General features: G+C 74.3%; 17 protein-coding genes and 1 pseudogene. 11 read left to right on the top strand and 7 right to left on the bottom strand.

Going from position 1 to position 17283, the window contains the following annotated elements:
• Positions 1-73 precede the first annotated feature (73 nt).
• On the bottom strand, positions 74-667 hold the full coding sequence (locus ACLQ2W_RS08935) for a pentapeptide repeat-containing protein (RefSeq protein WP_425785973.1): 594 nt from the start codon (positions 665-667) through the stop codon (positions 74-76).
• A gap of 66 nt (positions 668-733) precedes the next feature.
• On the opposite strand from ACLQ2W_RS08935, the gene ACLQ2W_RS08930 reads away from it, so the two are divergent.
• Together ACLQ2W_RS08930 and ACLQ2W_RS08925 are read left to right on the top strand one after the other, a co-directional pair.
• Positions 734-1966, top strand: coding sequence for a serine hydrolase domain-containing protein (locus ACLQ2W_RS08930; RefSeq protein WP_425785972.1), 1233 nt, complete (start codon positions 734-736; stop codon positions 1964-1966).
• A 54-nt stretch (positions 1967-2020) separates the two neighbouring features.
• Positions 2021-2662 (top strand): NAD(P)-dependent oxidoreductase, encoded by a 642-nt coding sequence (locus tag ACLQ2W_RS08925; protein ID WP_281936161.1) that lies wholly within the window; start codon positions 2021-2023, stop codon positions 2660-2662.
• Here the strand turns inward: ACLQ2W_RS08925 and ACLQ2W_RS08920 are convergent, their stop codons facing one another.
• Both ACLQ2W_RS08920 and ACLQ2W_RS08915 read right to left on the bottom strand, forming a co-directional pair.
• Positions 2663-3127, bottom strand: coding sequence for a PPOX class F420-dependent oxidoreductase (locus tag ACLQ2W_RS08920; protein WP_281936162.1), 465 nt, complete (start codon positions 3125-3127; stop codon positions 2663-2665). It lies immediately after the preceding gene.
• 31 nt (positions 3128-3158) lie between these two features.
• Complete coding sequence (locus tag ACLQ2W_RS08915; protein WP_425785971.1) at positions 3159-3800, bottom strand: DUF6642 family protein; 642 nt, start codon at positions 3798-3800, stop codon at positions 3159-3161.
• A 214-nt stretch (positions 3801-4014) separates the two neighbouring features.
• On the opposite strand from ACLQ2W_RS08915, the gene ACLQ2W_RS08910 reads away from it, so the two are divergent.
• Positions 4015-4791 (top strand): D-Ala-D-Ala carboxypeptidase family metallohydrolase, encoded by a 777-nt coding sequence (locus ACLQ2W_RS08910; RefSeq protein WP_405092656.1) that lies wholly within the window; start codon positions 4015-4017, stop codon positions 4789-4791.
• Between the two features lie 172 nt (positions 4792-4963).
• Here ACLQ2W_RS08910 and ACLQ2W_RS08905 read toward each other — a convergent pair whose 3' ends face one another.
• From ACLQ2W_RS08905 to ACLQ2W_RS08895, 3 genes are all read right to left on the bottom strand, one after another.
• A complete protein-coding gene (locus ACLQ2W_RS08905) occupies positions 4964-5497 on the bottom strand; it encodes a hypothetical protein (protein ID WP_425785970.1) in 534 nt (177 codons plus the stop codon).
• 121 nt (positions 5498-5618) lie between these two features.
• On the bottom strand, positions 5619-6290 hold the full coding sequence (locus ACLQ2W_RS08900; RefSeq protein ID WP_405092654.1) for a response regulator: 672 nt from the start codon (positions 6288-6290) through the stop codon (positions 5619-5621).
• A gap of 56 nt (positions 6291-6346) precedes the next feature.
• Complete coding sequence (locus ACLQ2W_RS08895) at positions 6347-7582, bottom strand: sensor histidine kinase (protein ID WP_425785969.1); 1236 nt, start codon at positions 7580-7582, stop codon at positions 6347-6349.
• 133 nt (positions 7583-7715) lie between these two features.
• Between ACLQ2W_RS08895 and ACLQ2W_RS08890 the strand changes: the two genes are divergently transcribed.
• From ACLQ2W_RS08890 to ACLQ2W_RS08855, 8 genes and pseudogenes are all read left to right on the top strand, one after another.
• Positions 7716-8615 carry an ABC transporter ATP-binding protein gene (locus ACLQ2W_RS08890; protein WP_425785968.1) on the top strand — a complete coding sequence of 300 codons (900 nt, stop codon included), beginning with the start codon at positions 7716-7718 and terminating at the stop codon, positions 8613-8615.
• Positions 8612-9403 carry an ABC transporter permease gene (locus tag ACLQ2W_RS08885; protein WP_425785967.1) on the top strand — a complete coding sequence of 264 codons (792 nt, stop codon included), beginning with the start codon at positions 8612-8614 and terminating at the stop codon, positions 9401-9403. Before ACLQ2W_RS08890 ends, ACLQ2W_RS08885 begins: the two co-directional genes overlap by 4 nt.
• A gap of 2 nt (positions 9404-9405) precedes the next feature.
• On the top strand, positions 9406-10164 hold the full coding sequence (locus ACLQ2W_RS08880; protein ID WP_425785966.1) for a YqeB family protein: 759 nt from the start codon (positions 9406-9408) through the stop codon (positions 10162-10164).
• A gap of 51 nt (positions 10165-10215) precedes the next feature.
• The gene (locus tag ACLQ2W_RS08875; RefSeq protein WP_425785965.1) at positions 10216-10725 is read left to right on the top strand and encodes a hypothetical protein; all 510 of its coding nucleotides are present in this window, start codon (positions 10216-10218) and stop codon (positions 10723-10725) included.
• Positions 10726-10841: 116 nt separating this feature from the next.
• Positions 10842-12266: an amino acid permease gene (locus ACLQ2W_RS08870; protein ID WP_425785964.1), complete on the top strand. Its 1425-nt coding sequence runs from the start codon at positions 10842-10844 to the stop codon at positions 12264-12266.
• Positions 12267-12463: 197 nt separating this feature from the next.
• Positions 12464-14928 (top strand): annotated as a pseudogene (locus ACLQ2W_RS08865) (CDP-alcohol phosphatidyltransferase family protein).
• 13 nt (positions 14929-14941) lie between these two features.
• Positions 14942-15697, top strand: coding sequence for an FkbM family methyltransferase (locus ACLQ2W_RS08860; RefSeq protein ID WP_425785963.1), 756 nt, complete (start codon positions 14942-14944; stop codon positions 15695-15697).
• Between the two features lie 15 nt (positions 15698-15712).
• The gene (locus ACLQ2W_RS08855) at positions 15713-16252 is read left to right on the top strand and encodes a DUF1697 domain-containing protein (RefSeq protein WP_425785962.1); all 540 of its coding nucleotides are present in this window, start codon (positions 15713-15715) and stop codon (positions 16250-16252) included.
• A 10-nt stretch (positions 16253-16262) separates the two neighbouring features.
• Here the strand turns inward: ACLQ2W_RS08855 and ACLQ2W_RS08850 are convergent, their stop codons facing one another.
• Complete coding sequence (locus ACLQ2W_RS08850; protein ID WP_425785961.1) at positions 16263-17246, bottom strand: MBL fold metallo-hydrolase; 984 nt, start codon at positions 17244-17246, stop codon at positions 16263-16265.
• Positions 17247-17283: the final 37 nt, after the last annotated feature.

Here is a 17283-nt window from a genome sequence, read left to right as displayed (position 1 = left end):
CAGACGAAGAGTCACACCCACTGCTGCCAGCTATCAGCTCACCACCGCTGAACCGACCCCGCCATGCTCACAGTCAGCCGACCTGGAAGCCGAGCGCCTGGACCAGTGTCACGGCCTGCTCCACGTCGACCCGCGCCCCGGCCCGTTCCACCGCGGTCGGGTCGAGCGCGGACAGGTCACTGCCGCGCAGGTCGGCGCGGGTCAGCTTGGCGGCGTGCAACTGGGCCCCGGACAGGTCGACGCCGGTGAGCACCGCGCCGGTGAGGTCGGCGCCGGTCAGGTCGGCCTCGCGCATGCGTACGTCGGTGATCCGGGCGCCGCGCAGGTCGGCGCCGGGCAGCGCGACGAACGACCAGTCGCCGCGGTCGACCCGCAGCGGACGCAGGTCGCACCGGTCGAAGCTGCTGCCGACCAGCTTGCAGCCGACGAACTCCGCCTCGAACAGGTTGCACCGGGTGAACGTGCAGCGGGTGAACGCCGAGTCGACGTGCCGGGAGGCGTTGAACGCCACGGTGCCGAAGACGCACTCCGTGAACACCGCGCCCCGGCTGACCGCCTCGGTGAGGTCGACGTCGAAGAACTCGCAGCGCACGAAGTGACGGTCGACCAGCTCTTCCGCGTACCAGTCCTGCTGGCGGTAGGTGACGTCCTCGACGGGCTCCGGCATGCCGCCGACACTAGTGTGGCCGGCCGACACTTCCGGCCCGCCGTACCGGCGGGTAGGTTCGCGGGGATGAGCGTCGCAGTCAGCACCGACCCCGGCCGTGTCGGCTTCGATCCCGCCCGGCTGGCGCGGATCGACGAGCACTTCGCCCGCTACGTCGACGACGGCCGGCTCGCCGGCTGGCAGGTCGTCGTCACCCGCCGGGGCGAGATCGCCCACTCGTCGACGTACGGGCTGCGCGACCGGGAGGCCGGCACGCCGGTCGAGGCGGACACGCTCTGGCGCATCTACTCGATGACCAAGCCGATCACCTCGGTCGCCGCGATGATGCTCTGGGAGCAGGGCCGGTTCGAGCTGACCGACCCGGTCAGCCGCTGGCTGCCGGGGTTCGCCGACGTCCGGGTCTACGACCGGGGGTCGGTGCTCAAGCCGTACACCGTGCCGGCCACCGAGCCGATCCGGATCTGGCACCTGCTCACCCACACCGCCGGCCTGACGTACGGCTTCGCCCAGGTCTCGGTGGTCGACGGCCTCTACCGGGCGGCCGGCTTCGACCTGGGCGTGCCGGCCGGCGCGGACCTGGCCGCAGCCTCGGCCGGCCTGGCCACGCTGCCGCTGCTCTTTCAGCCCGGGACGAGCTGGAACTACGGCGTCTCCACCGACGTGCTGGGCCGCCTGGTCGAGGTGGTCTCCGGGCAGACGCTGGACGCGTTCTTCGCCGAGCGGATCCTGCGCCCGCTCGGGATGACCGACACCCGCTGGTGGGTGGACGCGGCGGACGCCAAGCGGCTGGCCGCGCTCTACGCCCCGCACCCGGCCACCGGTCAGGCGGTACGCGCCGACGGCATCGGCCGGGCCGCGCTGGCGGCGCCGGGCTGGCACTCCGGCGGCGGCGGGCTGGTCTCCACCGCCGCCGACTACCACCGCTTCACCCAGTTCCTGCTGCGCGGCGGCGAGCTGGACGGGGTGCGCCTGCTCGGCCCCCGCACGGTCCGCTTCATGACCCGCAACCACCTGCCCGGCGGCCGGGACCTCGCCTCGTTCTCCCCGGAGGGCTTCTCCGAGACGGTGCTGGACGGGATCGGCTTCGGGCTGGGCTTCGCCGTGGTGCTCGACCCGGTGCCGGCGCGGGTGCCCAGCAGCGTCGGCGAGTTCTACTGGGGCGGCATGGCCAGCACGGCGTTCTGGGTGGACCCGGTGGAGGAGGTCACCGCGCTGCTGTTCACGCAGCTGATGCCGTCGAGCACGTACCCGCTGCGCAGCCAGTTGCGCCAGCTCGTCTACTCCGCGCTGGTCGACTGACCGGGTTCGGCGGAACGGCACCCGCCCGGCGGCGGGCTGCCTAGCCTGTGAGGCATGAGCGACATCGTCGTGTTCGGCGCCGGCGGGACGGCGGGCTCCCGGATCGCCGCCGAGGCGGCCGAGCGGGGGCACCGGGTCACCGCCGCGGTACGCCGGCCGGAGGCGGTCGGCTACCTGCCCCCGGGCGTACGCACGGTGACCGGCGACGCCACCTCGGCGCGGAGCGTACGCGAGCTGGCCGAGGACGCGGACGTGCTGGTGGTGGCCATCGGCGGAGGCGAGCGTGACCTCTGGCGGGACGCCGCGCGGACGCTCGTGGACACGCTGCGGGGCATGCCCGACCCACCACGCGTGATCCACGTCGGCGGCGGCGCGACGCTGCTCACCCCGAGCGGCACCCGGTTCCTGGACGAGCCGGACTTCCCCGCCGAGTACCGCGACTCGGCGCAGGGGCAGGCGGACGCGCTGGCGTTCTACCGTTCCTCGGCCGACGGGGTGACCTGGACGTACGTCTCCCCGCCGCCGTTGGAGTTCCACCCCGGCGAGCGGACCGGGCACTACCGCACCGGCACGGACCACCCGGTGACCGACGCGCAGGGCCGCTCGGTGCTCACCTACGAGGATCTCGCGGTCGCGATCGTCGACGAGATCGAGAACCCGAGGTTCGGCAACGCGCGGTTCACCGCTGCGTACTGATCAGTCGGCGAGCCGGGCCGGGAACCCGCCGGTGGCGATCGGGCCCCAGGACTCGATCGTGACGCGGATCAGCGACTTGCCCTGCGCGACCATGGCCGCCCGGTACTCGTCCCAGTCCGGGTGCTCGCCGGAGATGCTGCGGAAGTAGTCCACCAGCGGCTCCAGCGCCTCGGGCAGGTCGAGCACCTCGGCCACGCCGTCGACCTGCACCCACGGGCCGTTCCAGTCGTCGGAGAGCACGCAGGCGGAGACGCGCGGGTCGCGGCGGATGTTCGTCACCTTGGCCCGCTCCGGATAGGTGGAGATGACCAGCCGGCCCTCGGCGTCGACGCCGCAGGAGACCGGGGAGGACTGCGGACGGCCGTCGGCCCGGGTGGTCATCAGCACGACGCGGTGCCGGGGGCGGAGGAACTCGGTCAGGGCGTCCCGGTCGACCCGGGTGTTGCGCGCGATGCTGCGTGGCATGCCTCGGTTCTACCAGGCCGGCGGCCGGATCTCAGCGCGGGCGGCCGGCGGCCCGGCGCGGGACGACCTGCTCGGGCACGCGCGGGCGCGCGGTGGGCCGCCAGGCGCGGCCGTTGGCGTAGATCACCCGGAAACCGAGGTACGCGGCGAGCGGCGCCCAGTGCGCCGAGCCCATCCGCAGCTCGGCGGCGTTGTGCCGCTGCCCGTTGGCCAGCACGTCGAGCAGCACGGTCTCGAACGCGGCCGACTCGACCCAGTCCACGTCGCGGGTGAAGCCGCAGATCAGCGCCGCGCCGGTGACCTCGAGGAAGCCGCGCAGCGTGGCGTCGGAGGCACGCAGCACCGAGCAGCTGCCGAAGTAGAGGCGACGCCCGTCGGCGCGGCCGGCCATCCGCTCCGCCACGTCGGACAGCTCGACCGAGTCCCAGTCGGTGAGGCAGAGCCGGCTCGGCTCGCCGTGCATGGCGAAGAACCCGACGCGGTGGTCCGCGTACTGCTTGAGCAGCCAGCGGTCGAGGAAGTAGAACAGCTCGTCCCGGGTGGCGGCGTCCTTGTGGATGTAGCGGATCCGGTTCAGTCGTTCGAGCAGTTCGAGCGTGGGCAGGACGGAGCCGCGCTCGTTGAGGTCGCGGTGCCACTGCCCCTCGACGCAGAACACGCCGCCACGCGCCATCGCCCACCTCCCCTGCCCGCGAGGCTCGCCCGCCCGGGGGTCGATCCGGGCCCGGGAGCAGACGTTACCGCTCCCCTCCGACCATGACCGAATGTGAGAACAATTTCCGCTAATCACCACGAAGAGCCCCGTCGAATGTCACGGTGAGAAGGACGGGACGCAGTGGTCGATGTGCCGTCCCGACCCCATTTCCACTCTGATCGGGAGGACTCCTGTGCGCGTCAACACCCTGAAGCGGGCGGCCGTCGCGTTCGCGCTGGCCCTGCCCGGGGCCGCGGTCGCGACGGTCGTCGCCGCGCCGGCCGCCCACGCCGACGGCTGCTACACCTGGCCCCGCACCCTGTCCCAGGGGCGCTCGGGCGAGGACGTCCGGCAGCTCCAGATCCGGGTGGCCGGCTGGGCCGGGTACGCCGGCATCGTCCGGGTCGACGGCCGGTACGGCCCGGAGACGACCGCCGCGGTCAAGCGTTTCCAGTCCGCGTACGGACTACGGGCCGACGGCATCGCCGGGCCACGGACCTTCGCCAAGATCTACGACCTCCAGGACAACGACTGCACCCCGAAGCACTTCAGTTACGCCGAGCTGGACAACGGCTGCGGCAAGGGCGGGTGGGGCGGGGGCCCGCTCTCGTCGTCCGCGACCCGGGAGAACGCGGTACGCACCATGTGGAAGCTGGAGGCGCTGCGGCGCAGCCTCGGCGACAAGCCGCTCCAGGTCACCAGCGGATTCCGCAGCATCGCCTGCAACCGGCAGGTCGGCGGCGCCGCCGACAGCCAGCACCTGTACGGCAACGCGGCCGACCTGACCTCTCGGGACCGGACCCTCTGCGAGATCGCCCGGTCGGCCCGGGACCAGGGCTTCAGTGGCATCTACGGCCCCGGCTACCCGGACCACGACGACCACACGCACGTGGACTCGCGCCGGGAGAACACCCGGGACAAGTCGGCGAACACCACCGACTGGTCGGCCCCGGACTGCGGCATCAACTGATCCGGACGCACGACGGCCCGACGCGGGGGGTGGGGGCGCCCCGCGTCGGGCCGCCGGCCGATGGGCCCGCGCGGAGGCCGGGGGGTGCTCCGCGTCGGGCCGCCGCCCGGATGACCGGCGCGGCCGACGGCGCGCCGGCCGCGACCCGTACCCGGGGTCAGCTCGCCCCGGGTCAGCTCGCCCGGGGCCAGCGCGGCCGGGCCGCGGGGGCCGGCCGTGCGGCGGCGGGCCGCAGGCCGGGCCGCACCGGTGGTGCGACGACCCGCGGGACCGGGCCACGCGCCTGGCCGGCGACCGGCCGGGCGGCCGGGGCCGCGCCCGGCCGGGCCGCCTGACCCGCGCCCGGCCGGGCAGTCTGCGTCGCGCCCGGGCGGGCCGCCTGGACGGCCGGCCGGGCCGCCGACGGGCCGGTCAGCACGAACGGGAAGGGCACGTGCACGAACGGGTTGCCGTGCCGGATCAGCGCGTCGATCTGGCGCTCGTTGAGGCCGTGTGTCGCCAGCACCCGGCGCCCCCAACGGTGCAACCGGCAGGGGAACGCCGCCCCGTCGTTGCGGCACTTCGGCCCCGCGGGCCACTCCTCGGCGGCGTGCACCACCACCGCCCGGACCGCGATGCGGACGTCCTCGGGTGTCAACGGCGCCGGCATCGGCACCTCGCCCAGGACCTTGTCGATGGGATCCGTCGACTGCTCACCAACACGCACGGCAGGCCTCCCGCAGCTCGGCAGCGGTGCGGCGGACCGGCCGCACCACATCCTCGCCCACTGGTACGGCCGGACACCGGCGACAGTTCAATCCCATCGACCGGGCCTGCCCGACACCGCGTCAGACCAGGTCGGCGTCCTGGACCAGCAGCGCCACCTGCACCCGGTTGTTCAGGTCGAGCTTGGTGAGCAGCCGCGACACGTACGCCTTCACGGTCGCCACGCTCATGAACAGCTCGGCGGAGATCTCCGCGTTGGTCCGGCCCCGACCGAGCAGCAGCGCGACCTCCCGCTCCCGCTCGGACAGCTCGCCGAGCAGCCGTACCGCCCGCTCGCGGCGGGGATCCCGGGCGGGCGCCGGCGCGGCGGCGGTCACGTGCGCGATCAGTCTGCGGGTCACCGCCGGGGACAGCGTCGCCTCGCCCGCCGCGACCCGGCGTACCGCCGCCACGATCTCGGCCGGCGGAGTGTCCTTCAGCAGGAAGCCGCTCGCCCCGGCCCGCAACGCGCGCAGCACCTGTTCGTCGGCGTCGAACGTGGTCAGCACCAGCACCTCGGGCGGCTCCGCCGTCGCCCGCAGCGCCTCGGTGGCGGCCAGCCCGTCCACCCGGGGCATCCGGATGTCCATCAGCACCACGTCCGGGGCGTACGCGGCGACGGCGGCCGGCACCTCGACGCCGTCGGTCGCCTCGCCCACCACCGCCAGGTCGGGTACGCCGCCGAGGATCATCGACAGCGCGCCCCGGACCAGCGGGTCGTCGTCGACGATCAGCACCCGCACCGGCCCGCTCATCGGGCGGGGCGGACCAGGTATGCCCTCACGGCCCTCGCTCCGCTCGGTGCGTTCGCTCATGCGGAGGCCCAGGGCAGCCAGGCGGCCAGCCGGAAGTCGCCGTCGGCGTTGCGCCCGTGGTCGACGCGTCCGCCGGCCAGCGTGACGCGCTCGGCGACCCCCACCAGGCCGGTGCCGGTGCCGGGGATCGCGGCGGCCGGCCCGCCCACCGGCCAGGGGTTGCGGATGTCCACCGCCAGCCCTTCGCCGGGGCCGCCGGCCAGCCGAACGGTCACCACCGCCCCGGGCGCGTGCTTGCGCGCGTTGGTAAGCCCTTCCTGCACGATCCGGTACGCGCTGCGCCCGATCGCCGCCGGCACCCCGGCCGGCTCGGTCACCTCGTCGATCACGCTGACGCGTACCCCGGCGTCGCGGCTCTCGGCTACCAGCGCCGGCACGTCGCCGAGCGTCGGCTGCGGCCGTTCCGGGGTGGCCTCGGAGCCGGTCTCGGCCCGCAGCACGCCGATCACCTCGCGCAGGTCCTGCAACGCGGCGTGCGCGCTGGCCCGGATCACCCCGGCGGCCCGGGCGACCTCCTCCGGGGGCGCGTCCGGGCGGAACTCCAACGCCCCGGCGTGCAGGCTGAGCAGCGAGATCCGGTGGGCGAGCACGTCGTGCATCTCCCGGGCGATCCGGCCGCGTTCGAGGTTCCGGGCCTGGTCCAGCCGGAGCTGCTGCTCGGCCTCGGCCCGTTCGGCGCGGTCGCGCAGCGACAGCACCAGTTGGCGGCGGGCCCGGACGAACAGCGCCCAGGCCACCACGATGCCGATGAAGAGCACGGTCCACGCCACGGCGGCCCAGAACGGCATGGCCGGGTCGGGGCGGACCGCGATGAACGGCAGCGCGGTGGCCAGATGCCAGCCGACCAGCGTCAGCCCCACCGCCAGCGGTCGGTGGACCAGCACGGTGAACAGGACGACCAGCAGCACGGCCCCGGAGGTGACCGAGAACAGCGTCAGCGGCGCGGTGGCCACCGCCAGCCCCACCGGCCAGCGGCGGCGCAACCAGAGCGCGGCGGCGGCGAGCAGACCGACGAACAGGTCGATCTCGGCGAGCCAGCTCGGCCCGGCGTTGAGCGCGAACTCCGGTCGCCCGCTCACCGCGTCGTCGTGCGCGAGGAGCACCCAGCCCAGCGCGATCAGGAACAGCAGGCCGTCGACGAACCAGTCCCGCGGGGTCCGGCGGGCGGCCCGCGCGGGCACCAGGGAGCCCGGCAGGAGCCAGGGATGATCGGGGACGACAGCGCTGCTCACCCACCCCATGCTAGGGAGCCGTCCGGACCGGCTGCCAGCTACCAAAGTCGACGCCTGCGGTGAACCTCGGTCGGTGCCGGCGACGACCGTCGGCCGCAGCGGGGCACCGGGTGGCCCCGGCAGGCTTCTCGGCATGATCGAAGTCGACCACCTGACCAAGCGGTACGGCCCACACACGGCCGTCGAGGACGTGACGTTCCGGTGTGAACCGGGCACGGTGACCGGATTCCTCGGCCCGAACGGCGCCGGCAAGTCCACCACGATGCGCATGATCTGCGGGATGACACCGCCCAGCTCCGGCGCGGCCACGATCACCGGCCGGCCCTACCGGGCGCTGCCCAACCCGGGCCGGGAGATCGGTGTCCTGCTCGACGCCTCGGCCCAGCACGCCGGGCGCACCGGGCGGGAGACGCTCACCCTGGCCGCCCGCACCATGGGCGTGGAGCGGGGACAGGTGGCCGCGAAGCTGGACCTGGTCGGGCTGAACGACACCGCCGCACGGCGCCGGGTCGGCGCGTACTCCCTGGGCATGCGGCAGCGGCTCGGCCTGGCGCTGGCGCTGCTGGGCGACCCCCGGGTGTTGATCCTCGACGAGCCGGCCAACGGCCTCGACCCGGAGGGCATCTACTGGATGCGCGGCCTGCTGCGCGACTACGCCGACCGGGGCGGCACCGTGCTGCTCTCCTCGCACCTGCTGCGCGAGGTCGAGGCGGTGGCCGACCGGCTGGTGGTGATCGGCGGTGGCCGGGTGGTCGCCCAGGGCGGCAAGGACGAGCTGCTGGCCGGCGCCGGCACGCTGGTCCGCGCCCGCGACCAGCACGCCCTGCGCCTCACCCTGGACCGCGCCGCGCTGCCGGCCACCGTCGGCACCGACGGCGGCTTCGTGGTCCGGGCCGAGCCGGAGGCCGTCGGTCAGGCCGCGGCCGACGCCGGACTGGTCCTCACCGAACTGCGTCCGGCCGGCAGCGGCGGCCTGGAGCAGCTCTTCCTCACCCTCACCGCCGGCGCGTCGACCAGGGAGGCCGTCCGATGACCACCGCCACCACGCCCGTTCCCACCGCCGCCCCGACGCGGCACGAGCCGGCCGCCGGCCCCTCGCTGGCCCGGCTGACCGGGGTGGAGCTGCGCAAGCTCACCGACACCCGGGCCGGCCGCTGGCTGCTGATCAGCATCGGGCTGATCGCCGTCGCCATCGTGGTGGTGCAGCTCTTCGTCGTCGACGGCCCGGAGCAGACGTTCACCGCGTTCTTCGCGCCGTCGCTGCTGCCGGTCGGGCTGCTGCTGCCGGTGCTGGGCATCCTCTCCATCACCGGCGAGTGGTCGCAGCGCACCGCGTTGACCACGTTCGCGCTGGTGCCCCGCCGGGAGCGGGTGATCGTCGCCAAGCTGGCCGCGGTGGTGCTGGCCGCGCTCGCCTCGGTACTGGTCAGCCTCGCCGTCGCCGCCGCCGGCACGCTCGCCGCCAAGGCCACCGGCGGGGCGGGCGCGTGGACGTTCGACTGGCAGCTGCTGCCGTACGCGGCGGTGTTCCAGGTGGCGAACGTGCTGATGGGCGCCGGGTTCGGCCTGTTGCTGCTGAACACGCCGCTGGCCATCGTCACCTACCTGCTGCTGCCGACCGTGTGGAGCGTGCTGTCGGCGATGATCAAGGCACTGCGGGAGCCGGCCGGCTGGCTGGACACCTCGGTCACCATGGCGCCGCTGCTCACCCCGGACGTGACCGCCGGGCAGTGGGGTCGGCTCGGTGTCTCGCTGGCCGTCTGGATGGTCGTGCCGCTGGCCGCCGGCCTGATCCGCACGATGCGGCGGGAGGTGTCCTGACCGTGGCCGACCGGGAACCCGGCGACGTCGTGGTCGACGGCGGGGTCGGCGAGCTGGTGGTGATGTGGGCCGGGTTCCCGCTGCTCGGCGCGGGACTGGGCGCCGGGCTGACCGCCCTGTCCGGCTGGATCGCCGGGCTTGCCTGGTTCCCCTTCCAGGACGTGTTCGCGCTGCTCGACAGGTGGCCGGACCAGCGGTCGTACCCGCTCGGCGCGGGCGTGGCGGCGGTGGCGGGCCTGGCCCTGGCCGTGGTGGGCGTACGGGAGCGGCTGCGGGTCACGGTCGGGCGCCGGGCGGTGCGACTGCACCGGGACGGGCACGGCCGGGACATCGCCCGGACCGAGGTGGCCGGCGTGTTCGTCGACGGCAGGGCGCTCGTGCTGCTGGACCGGGCCGGCGGCGAGCTGGCCCGGGAGCGGTCCGACCTGAGCGCCAGCCGGCTGCGGGAGGCGTTCGCCGGCCAGGGCTGGCCCTGGGTCGACCAGGACCCGCACCGGGACGCGTACCGGCGCTGGGTGCCCGAGCTGCCCGGGCTGCCGGCCGGCGCGGACGCGTTGCTGCGGGCCCGGGAGCGGGCGCTGAAGGACAGCCGCGGCGCCGAGGTCCGGGAGCTGCACGAGGAGCTGGCCCGGCTCGGCGTCGTGGTGCGAGACAAGGGAAGCCGCCAGTACTGGCGGCTCGTCCCTCCCCCCACCCACCCACCCCACCCACCCCACCCCCGCGCTGATTCACGGAAAGAGTGGCTGTCGGACGCGGAATAGCCACTCTTTCCGTGAAACAGGGGGCGGGAGGAGGGGCTCTACACTCGGGCGATGGGAGGTTCTGCGCGTTGCCGGCTCGCGTCGGTTCTGGTGGTGGTCCTGCTGTTGGGCGGTTGCGGCGGCGAGACGAAACAGGTCGCCCTTCCCTCGCCGGCGAGTCCCACGCCGAGCCCGGTGGTGCCGCTGACGGTCAAGGAGGCGAAGGGGCGCTACCTGGCCGCGGTGGCGGCGTACGACATCGCCCGGGACGAGCTGGCCGAGGCCGAGAAGGCGGGCCGGCCGTGGCGGACGCTGCGGGAGCGGGCCGGGGCGGTCGTGGACGCCAACCTCGCCTGCGCCGGTGAGCTGCGCGCGGTGCGCTGGCCGGCCGCCGCGCAGGCGCCGATGGCGGCGCTGCTCGCCGAACACGAGGTGGCGCTGCGGCAGTGGCGGCTCGCGGCCGGGGCCGCCGACGCCGCCGAGCTGCGCCGGGCGACCCGGGCCGCCGCCGCGCACGACGGCGTCCGGCAGGCGACCCGGGTACGCGCCGCGCTGGGCCTGCCGCCACTGCGCGCCACCTGACCGCCACGGGCTGCGATCTTCGGCGCGAGGGCTTACCGTCGTGCCGTGGCGTGACCGCGGCGTGTCGCGGCGTGACCACGGCTCGGGAGCGTGGCGGCACGGCGGGAGGGGTCACCATGACCGTTGGGCGGGGCATCTTCCGGCGTAAGCCGGTGGAGGAGATCGCCGACGAGACCGAGGAGGGGCTCGCCCGCGAGCTGGGCCTGTGGCAGCTCACCGCGATCGGGGTCGGCGGCATCATCGGCGCCGGCATCTTCGCGCTCGCCGGCGCGGTGGCCAACGAGACCGCCGGCCCGGCCGTGCTGGTGTCGTTCCTGATCGCGGGCCTGGCCAGCGCCGCCGCCGCGCTGTCGTACGCGGAGTTCGCCGGCATGATCCCGAAGGCCGGCTCGGCCTACACCTACGGCTACGCCGTGCTGGGCGAGGCGGTCGGCTGGTTCATCGGCTGGGACCTGCTGCTGGAGTACACCGCCATCGTGGCGGTGGTGGCGATCGGCATCTCCGGCTACTTCGGCTTCCTGGTCACCCAGTTGGGCGCCGACCTGCCGGCCTGGATGCTCGGCGCGCCGGGCACCGGCGACGGGCACCGCGTCGACCTGTTCGCGGCGGCGCTCTGCCTGCTCATCGCGTACCTGCTCAACCGGGGCATCAAGGCCGCGGCGCGGTTCGAGACGTTCGTGGTCGGGTTGAAGGTCGTCGTGGTGCTGCTGGTGATCGTGGTCGGCTTCTTCCACGTCAAGACCGGCAACTACTCGCCGTTCTTCCCGTTCGGCGTGGGCGGCGCGATCACCGGGGCGGCCACCGTGTTCTTCGCGGTCTTCGGCTACGACGCGATGAGCACCGCCGCCGAGGAGTCGCGGGACGCCCGCCGGCACATGCCGAAGGCGATCATCTGGTCGCTGGCCATCTCCATGGTGCTCTACGTGTTGGCCACGCTGGTGCTCACCGGCATGCAGAACTACCGGGACATCGACCCGGAGAGCGGCTTCTCCTCGGCGTTCGCCTCGGTCGGGCTCTCCGGCCTGGCCAGCGTGATCGCGGTCGGGGCGATCATCGGCATCCTCACGGTGATGTTCACGTTCATGCTCGGCGTGACCCGGGTGTGGTTCTCGATGAGCCGGGACGGGCTGCTGCCGGCCTGGTTCGCCAAGGTGCACCCGGTGCGCCGGGTGCCCAGCCGGGTGACCTGGATCGTCGGTGTCGCCTCGGCGCTGATCGCCGGCTTCCTGCCGATCCGGCAGGCCGCCGAGCTGACCAACATCGGCATCCTGCTGGCGTTCGTGGTGGTCTGCGTGGCGGTGATCGTGCTCCGCTACCGCCGACCGGACGCACCCCGGGCGTTCCGGCTGCCCGGCATGCCTGTGGTGCCGGCGATCGGCGTGGTGTTCTCGATCTGGCTGATCACGTTCCTCGACCCGGTGACCTGGCTGCGCTTCGGCGTCTGGTTCCTGCTCGGCGCCGTCGTCTACGCGCTGTACGGCTACCGCCGCTCGGCGTTGGCCGGCCGCGACGGCGACCCGGCCGACGTGCCGCCCCGCTGACCCGCTGACGCGCCCCGCTGACCCGACCCGCTGACCCGCTGACCCGCCCCGACACGAATGCCCTCGGCCCGCCCGGCCGAGCGGGCGCCCCGATGTGACGTGCACTCTTGATCGTGCGTTTTCGGTATCAGAGCGAACCGTTCGGGCATGTTCTGCGTACACACCGGTGGGTCGTACGCGCGCAATTCGGAGGCACAGTGTCAGTGGTTCGGACTGATCCATTCGCGGGGACGATCCTCCAGCTCGGTGTGCTGGCGGGAATCGCCGGCACCGTCGGCCTGGGCCGGGCCGGCTGGCTGGCCGGTCTCGTCTACGGAGTGGTGCTGCTCACCGCGCTCGGGCACGGGCTGAGCCGCGCTGGCGCGCGCCGGCTCGGGCCGGCCGACTGGGTGACGCTGACCCGGGCGACGCTGGCCGGCGGCGTGACCGCGCTGGTGGTGGACTCGTTCAGCCGGCCCACCCCGGTCGCGGTGCTGGTCGGGCTCACCACGGTGGCGCTCGCGCTCGACTGGGTGGACGGGCAGGTGGCCCGGCGCACCGGCACGGTGAGCGCGCTCGGGGCCCGGTTCGACATGGAGGTCGACTCCTTCCTCGTCCTGGTGCTCTGCCTCCACGTCGCCGACCAGGTGGGCCCGTGGGTGCTGGTGATCGGCGCGATGCGGTACGCCTTCGTCGCGGCCGGTTGGCTGCTGCCTTGGCTGAACGGTCCGTTGCCACCGCGCTACTGGCGCAAGACGGTCGCCGCGGTCCAGGGCATCGCGCTGGCCGTGGTGGCGGCGGAGGTGCTGCCGACGGCGCTGGCCGTCGCGGTGCTCGTCGGCGCGCTGGCACTGCTCGTCGAGTCGTTCGGCCGGGACGTGCGCTGGCGGTGGCGGCACCGCACGCCGGCCGTCCGCACCGGGCCGGCCCGTCCGGCGGTGGTGCGTTCCCCCGTGCCGGCGGCTCGCCGGGCCGGCTGGGAGCCCGCCGCTCCGGTGCTCGTCGGACGCGCCGAGGTCGGCGGTCGGCGGCCGTGACCGACGACGACCCGACCCCGACCGCCGGGCCCGACCCGACCTCGACGGACGGTCTCCGGCGCAAGGCCGTCACCGTGCTGGCCGCCGCGTTGGCGCTTGTCGCCCTGATCCTGCCGACCGACGTCAACGACCTCACCCCGGCCGCGTTCCTCCGCATCCCGGTGGAGGGGCTGATCGCGGTCGCCCTGCTGCTGGCGCTGCCGCCGAGACCCCGCCGGATCGTGGCCACGGTGCTCGGCGCGCTGCTCGGCCTGGTGCTCGTCCTGAAGATCGCCGACCTCGGCTTCTCCACAGTGCTGGACCGCCGCTTCGACCTGATCGCGGACTGGGCGTTCCTGGCCGCCGGCGCGGAGTTCCTCGCCGAGTCGTACGGGCGGGCCGCCCAGGTGGGGGCCGTGGTCGCCGCGGTGGCCGCGGTCGTCGCCGTACCGGTGCTGGTGACGTTGTCGGTGCGGCGACTGGCCCGGCTGGTCGCCGGCCACCGGGGGGTCAGCGCCCGGGTCGCCACCGCGCTCGGCGCGGCCTGGGTCACCTGCGCGGTGCTCGGCGCGCAGCTCGTGCCCGGGCTGCCGATCGCCGCCGGCACGGTCGCGGCCGGCGTGTACGACCGCACCCGGCAGGTCAACGCCGGGCTGCACGACCAGGAGCGGCTGCGCTCCCAGCTCGCCGGCGACCCGTTCCGGGACACCCCCGGCGACCAGTTGCTGACCGGGTTGCGCGGCAAGGACGTCCTGGTCACGTTCGTGGAGAGCTACGGCCGGGTGGCGGTGGAGGACCCGGAGCTGGCCCCGGAGGTGGACGCCGTCCTCGACGAGGGGACGCGCCGGCTGACCGCGGCCGGCTACGGCAGCCGCACCGCGTTCCTCACCTCGTCCACCACCGGCGGCGGGAGCTGGCTGGCGCACGCCACGCTGATGTCCGGCATCCGGGCCGACAATCAGCTCCGCTACACGAACCTGGTACGCAGCGACCGCCTGACGCTCAACGGCGCGTTCAAGCGCGCCGGATGGCGGACGTCGCTCGTCATGCCGGCCCTCACCCGGGCCTGGCCGGAGGCCGACTTCTTCGCCCCGGACAAGGTCTACGGCGCCGGTGACCTCGGCTACCGGGGGCCGACGTTCAGTTTCTCCTCGCCGCCGGACCAGTTCACCCTGGCGGCCTTCCAGCGCGCCGAGCGGGCCCCCGGGCACGCCCCGGTGATGGCCGAGATCCCGCTGCTCTCCAGCCACCTCCCGTGGTCGCCGGTGCCGCCCCTGGTCGACTGGGACGACCTGGGCGACGGATCGGTCTTCGCCGGCACCAACCGCGCCGACCGGGCGGACGAGGGCACCCGGAAGGCCTACCGGAACTCCATCGTCTACACGCTGCGCACCCTGGTCTCCTACGTGGAACGCTACGGCGACGAGAACCTCGTGCTGGTGTTCCTCGGCGACCACCAGCCGGCCCGGGCGGTCACCGGCGAGGGGGCCGGCAGGGACGTGCCGATCACCATCGTGGCCAAGGACCCGGCCGTGCTCGACCGGGTCGCCGCGTGGGGCTGGCGGGCCGGCCTCAACCCGGACCCGAACGCCCCCGTCTGGCCGATGGAGGAGTTCCGCGACCGGTTCCTGCGGGCGTTCGGCCCGCAGTCCAGGACTCACAGTTAGGAACGGCGTGACGATGCTCGCACGGACCTGGGGGATCACCCGGTCCCTGGCCATCTACCACGGCCAGCCGGCCAAGCACCGCCGGGCCCGCCGGCTCTACGGCCAGTTCCTCGGCCCCGGCGACCTCGGCTTCGACATCGGCGCCCACGTCGGTGGCCGGGTCCGCACCTGGCGTCGGCTGGGCGCGCGGGTGGTCGCGGTCGAGCCGCAGCCGGACTGCCTGCGGGTGCTGCGCCTGGCATTCGGGCGCGACGACGACGTGGCCATCGAACCCACCGCGGTCGGCGCCCGCGCCGGCCGGGCGCGGTTGGAGCTGTCGTCCGCGACGCCGACGGTGTCCACCATGTCGTCGTCCTGGATCGACTCGGTGACGGCGGACCCGAGCTTCGCCGGGGTGCGGTGGGACCGCTCGGTCGAGGTGCCGGTGGTGACGCTCGACGACCTGGTCGCCAAGCACGGCGTACCGGCGTTCTGCAAGGTCGACGTGGAGGGCTTCGAGGGGGACGTGCTGGCCGGGCTGAGTCGGCCGGTGCGCGCGCTCTCCTTCGAGTACCTCCCACCGGCGCACGACGCGGCGCTCGCGGTGCTCGACCAGGTGCAGCGGCTGGGCGCGTCGGCGGGCGGCTACCGCTACAACTACTCCCCGGTGGAGACGATGCGCTTCGCCGCCGACGAGTGGCTCGACGCGGCCGGGCTGGTGCGGCTGCTGGAGACGTACCGGCCGGCGGGTCGCTCCGGCGACGTCTACGCCCGGTTGGCGTCCGCCTGACCTAGGCTGCGGGTCATGACCCGCTACGCCGCCCTGCTGCGGGGCGTCAACGTCGGCGCCACCCGGCTCGCGATGGCGGACCTGCGTCGCGTCGTCGCCGACCTCGGTCACACCGACGTCAAGACGTACCTCCAGAGCGGCAACGTGGTGTTCACCGCGCCCCCGACCCGCGACGAGGTGCTCGCCGAGGGCATCGCGACGCGGCTCGCCGACGACCTGGGCCTGCGGGTGCCGGTGCTGGTCCGCGACGGCGGCGAGCTGGCCGCGCTGGCCGGCGCGAGCCCGTACGCGGGGCGTCAGGACGACCCGACCCGGGTGCTGGTGGTGTTCCTGTCCGCCGCGCCGGACCCGGCCCGGGTCCGCGAGCTGGCCGTGCCGGCCGGCGAGGAGATGGCGTACGCGGTGGTCGGCCGGGAGCTGCACCTGCACTACCCGGCCGGCAACTACGGGCGGACGAAGTTCACCACCGCGTACCTGGAGAAGACGTTGGGTGTGGTGGCGACGGCGCGCAACTGGAAGTCGGTGCTGGCGCTGCGCGACCTGACCGCCGGCTGAGCGCGACCGGTCAGAACCGGTACGCGGTGTGGTACTCGGGCACCACCACGCGGCTGCGCGGCGAGACCCGACGCACGTCGGCGATCAGGGCGTCGAGGCGAGCCCGGTCGGTGGCGGCGACCGTCGGCGGGTTGGTCAGCGGGGTCTCGAAGTTGTCCCAGTGCACCGGCACCACGGTCCTCGGGTGGTCCAGCGCGGCCATCAGCCGGGGCACGTAGTCGGCCACGGACGTGGTGGCGGCGGAGGCGATCATCGCCACGTCCGGGGCCAGGCCGGCCAGGTTGCGCTCGTCGAGGTCGCTGGCGCCCATGAAGAACACCGACGGCCCGCCGTCGACCCGGATCTGGTAGGCCAGCGTGTCCCCCTCGGGCAGGTCGGAGATCTTCGTCGGCCGTGGCGGCGGGCTGACCCGGACCCCGGGGAAGGCCATCGACCAGGCCGCGTTGCGGCTGTGCAGCGAGCCGACCACCTCGATCGTGTACCCGTCGAAGTCGAGCACCTCGCCGCCCTTGACCGGGGCGAGTTGCCCGGCCGGCAGCCCGTACGCCAGCCCGAGGTGGTAGGCGGTGAGCGTGCCCAGGACCCGGGCGCCGGTCCGGGCGGCGATGTGCGGCACGTCGTTGAAGTGGTCCCAGTGGGTGTGGGTGACCAGGATGTGCTCGGCGCGGTCGGCGAACCGGTCGACCACGTCGGCGGCCACGGTCAGCGCGGTGTCCGGCTGGAACGCCCCCCGGAAGAGGCCGGTGTCGAAACGGCTGAGGTACGGGTCGACAAGCACGGTCCGGTCGCCGATGTCGATCCGCCACCCGGCCGTGCCCCACCAGCGGAAGCTCACCGCGCCGGCGCGGCCGGCGGGCCGGCCCGCCGGGGCGCTCGGAGCGGCCTGGGCCGGGGTGCCGGCGACGAGCCCGGCGGTGGAGACCGCGGCGGCGCCGACGGCGGTGTCGCGCAGGAAGCGGCGGCGGGCGTAGCGGGACTGTTGGTTCTCGGGCACAGGTCGTCCTCCCCGTTCAGGGATCGGTGGATCGGTA

The organism is Micromonospora sp. DT227, from assembly GCF_049841835.1.
Taxonomy (GTDB): domain Bacteria; phylum Actinomycetota; class Actinomycetes; order Mycobacteriales; family Micromonosporaceae; genus Micromonospora.
Note: the sequence above shows the minus strand (reverse complement) of the source record. Positions and strands in the feature narration are given on the sequence as shown.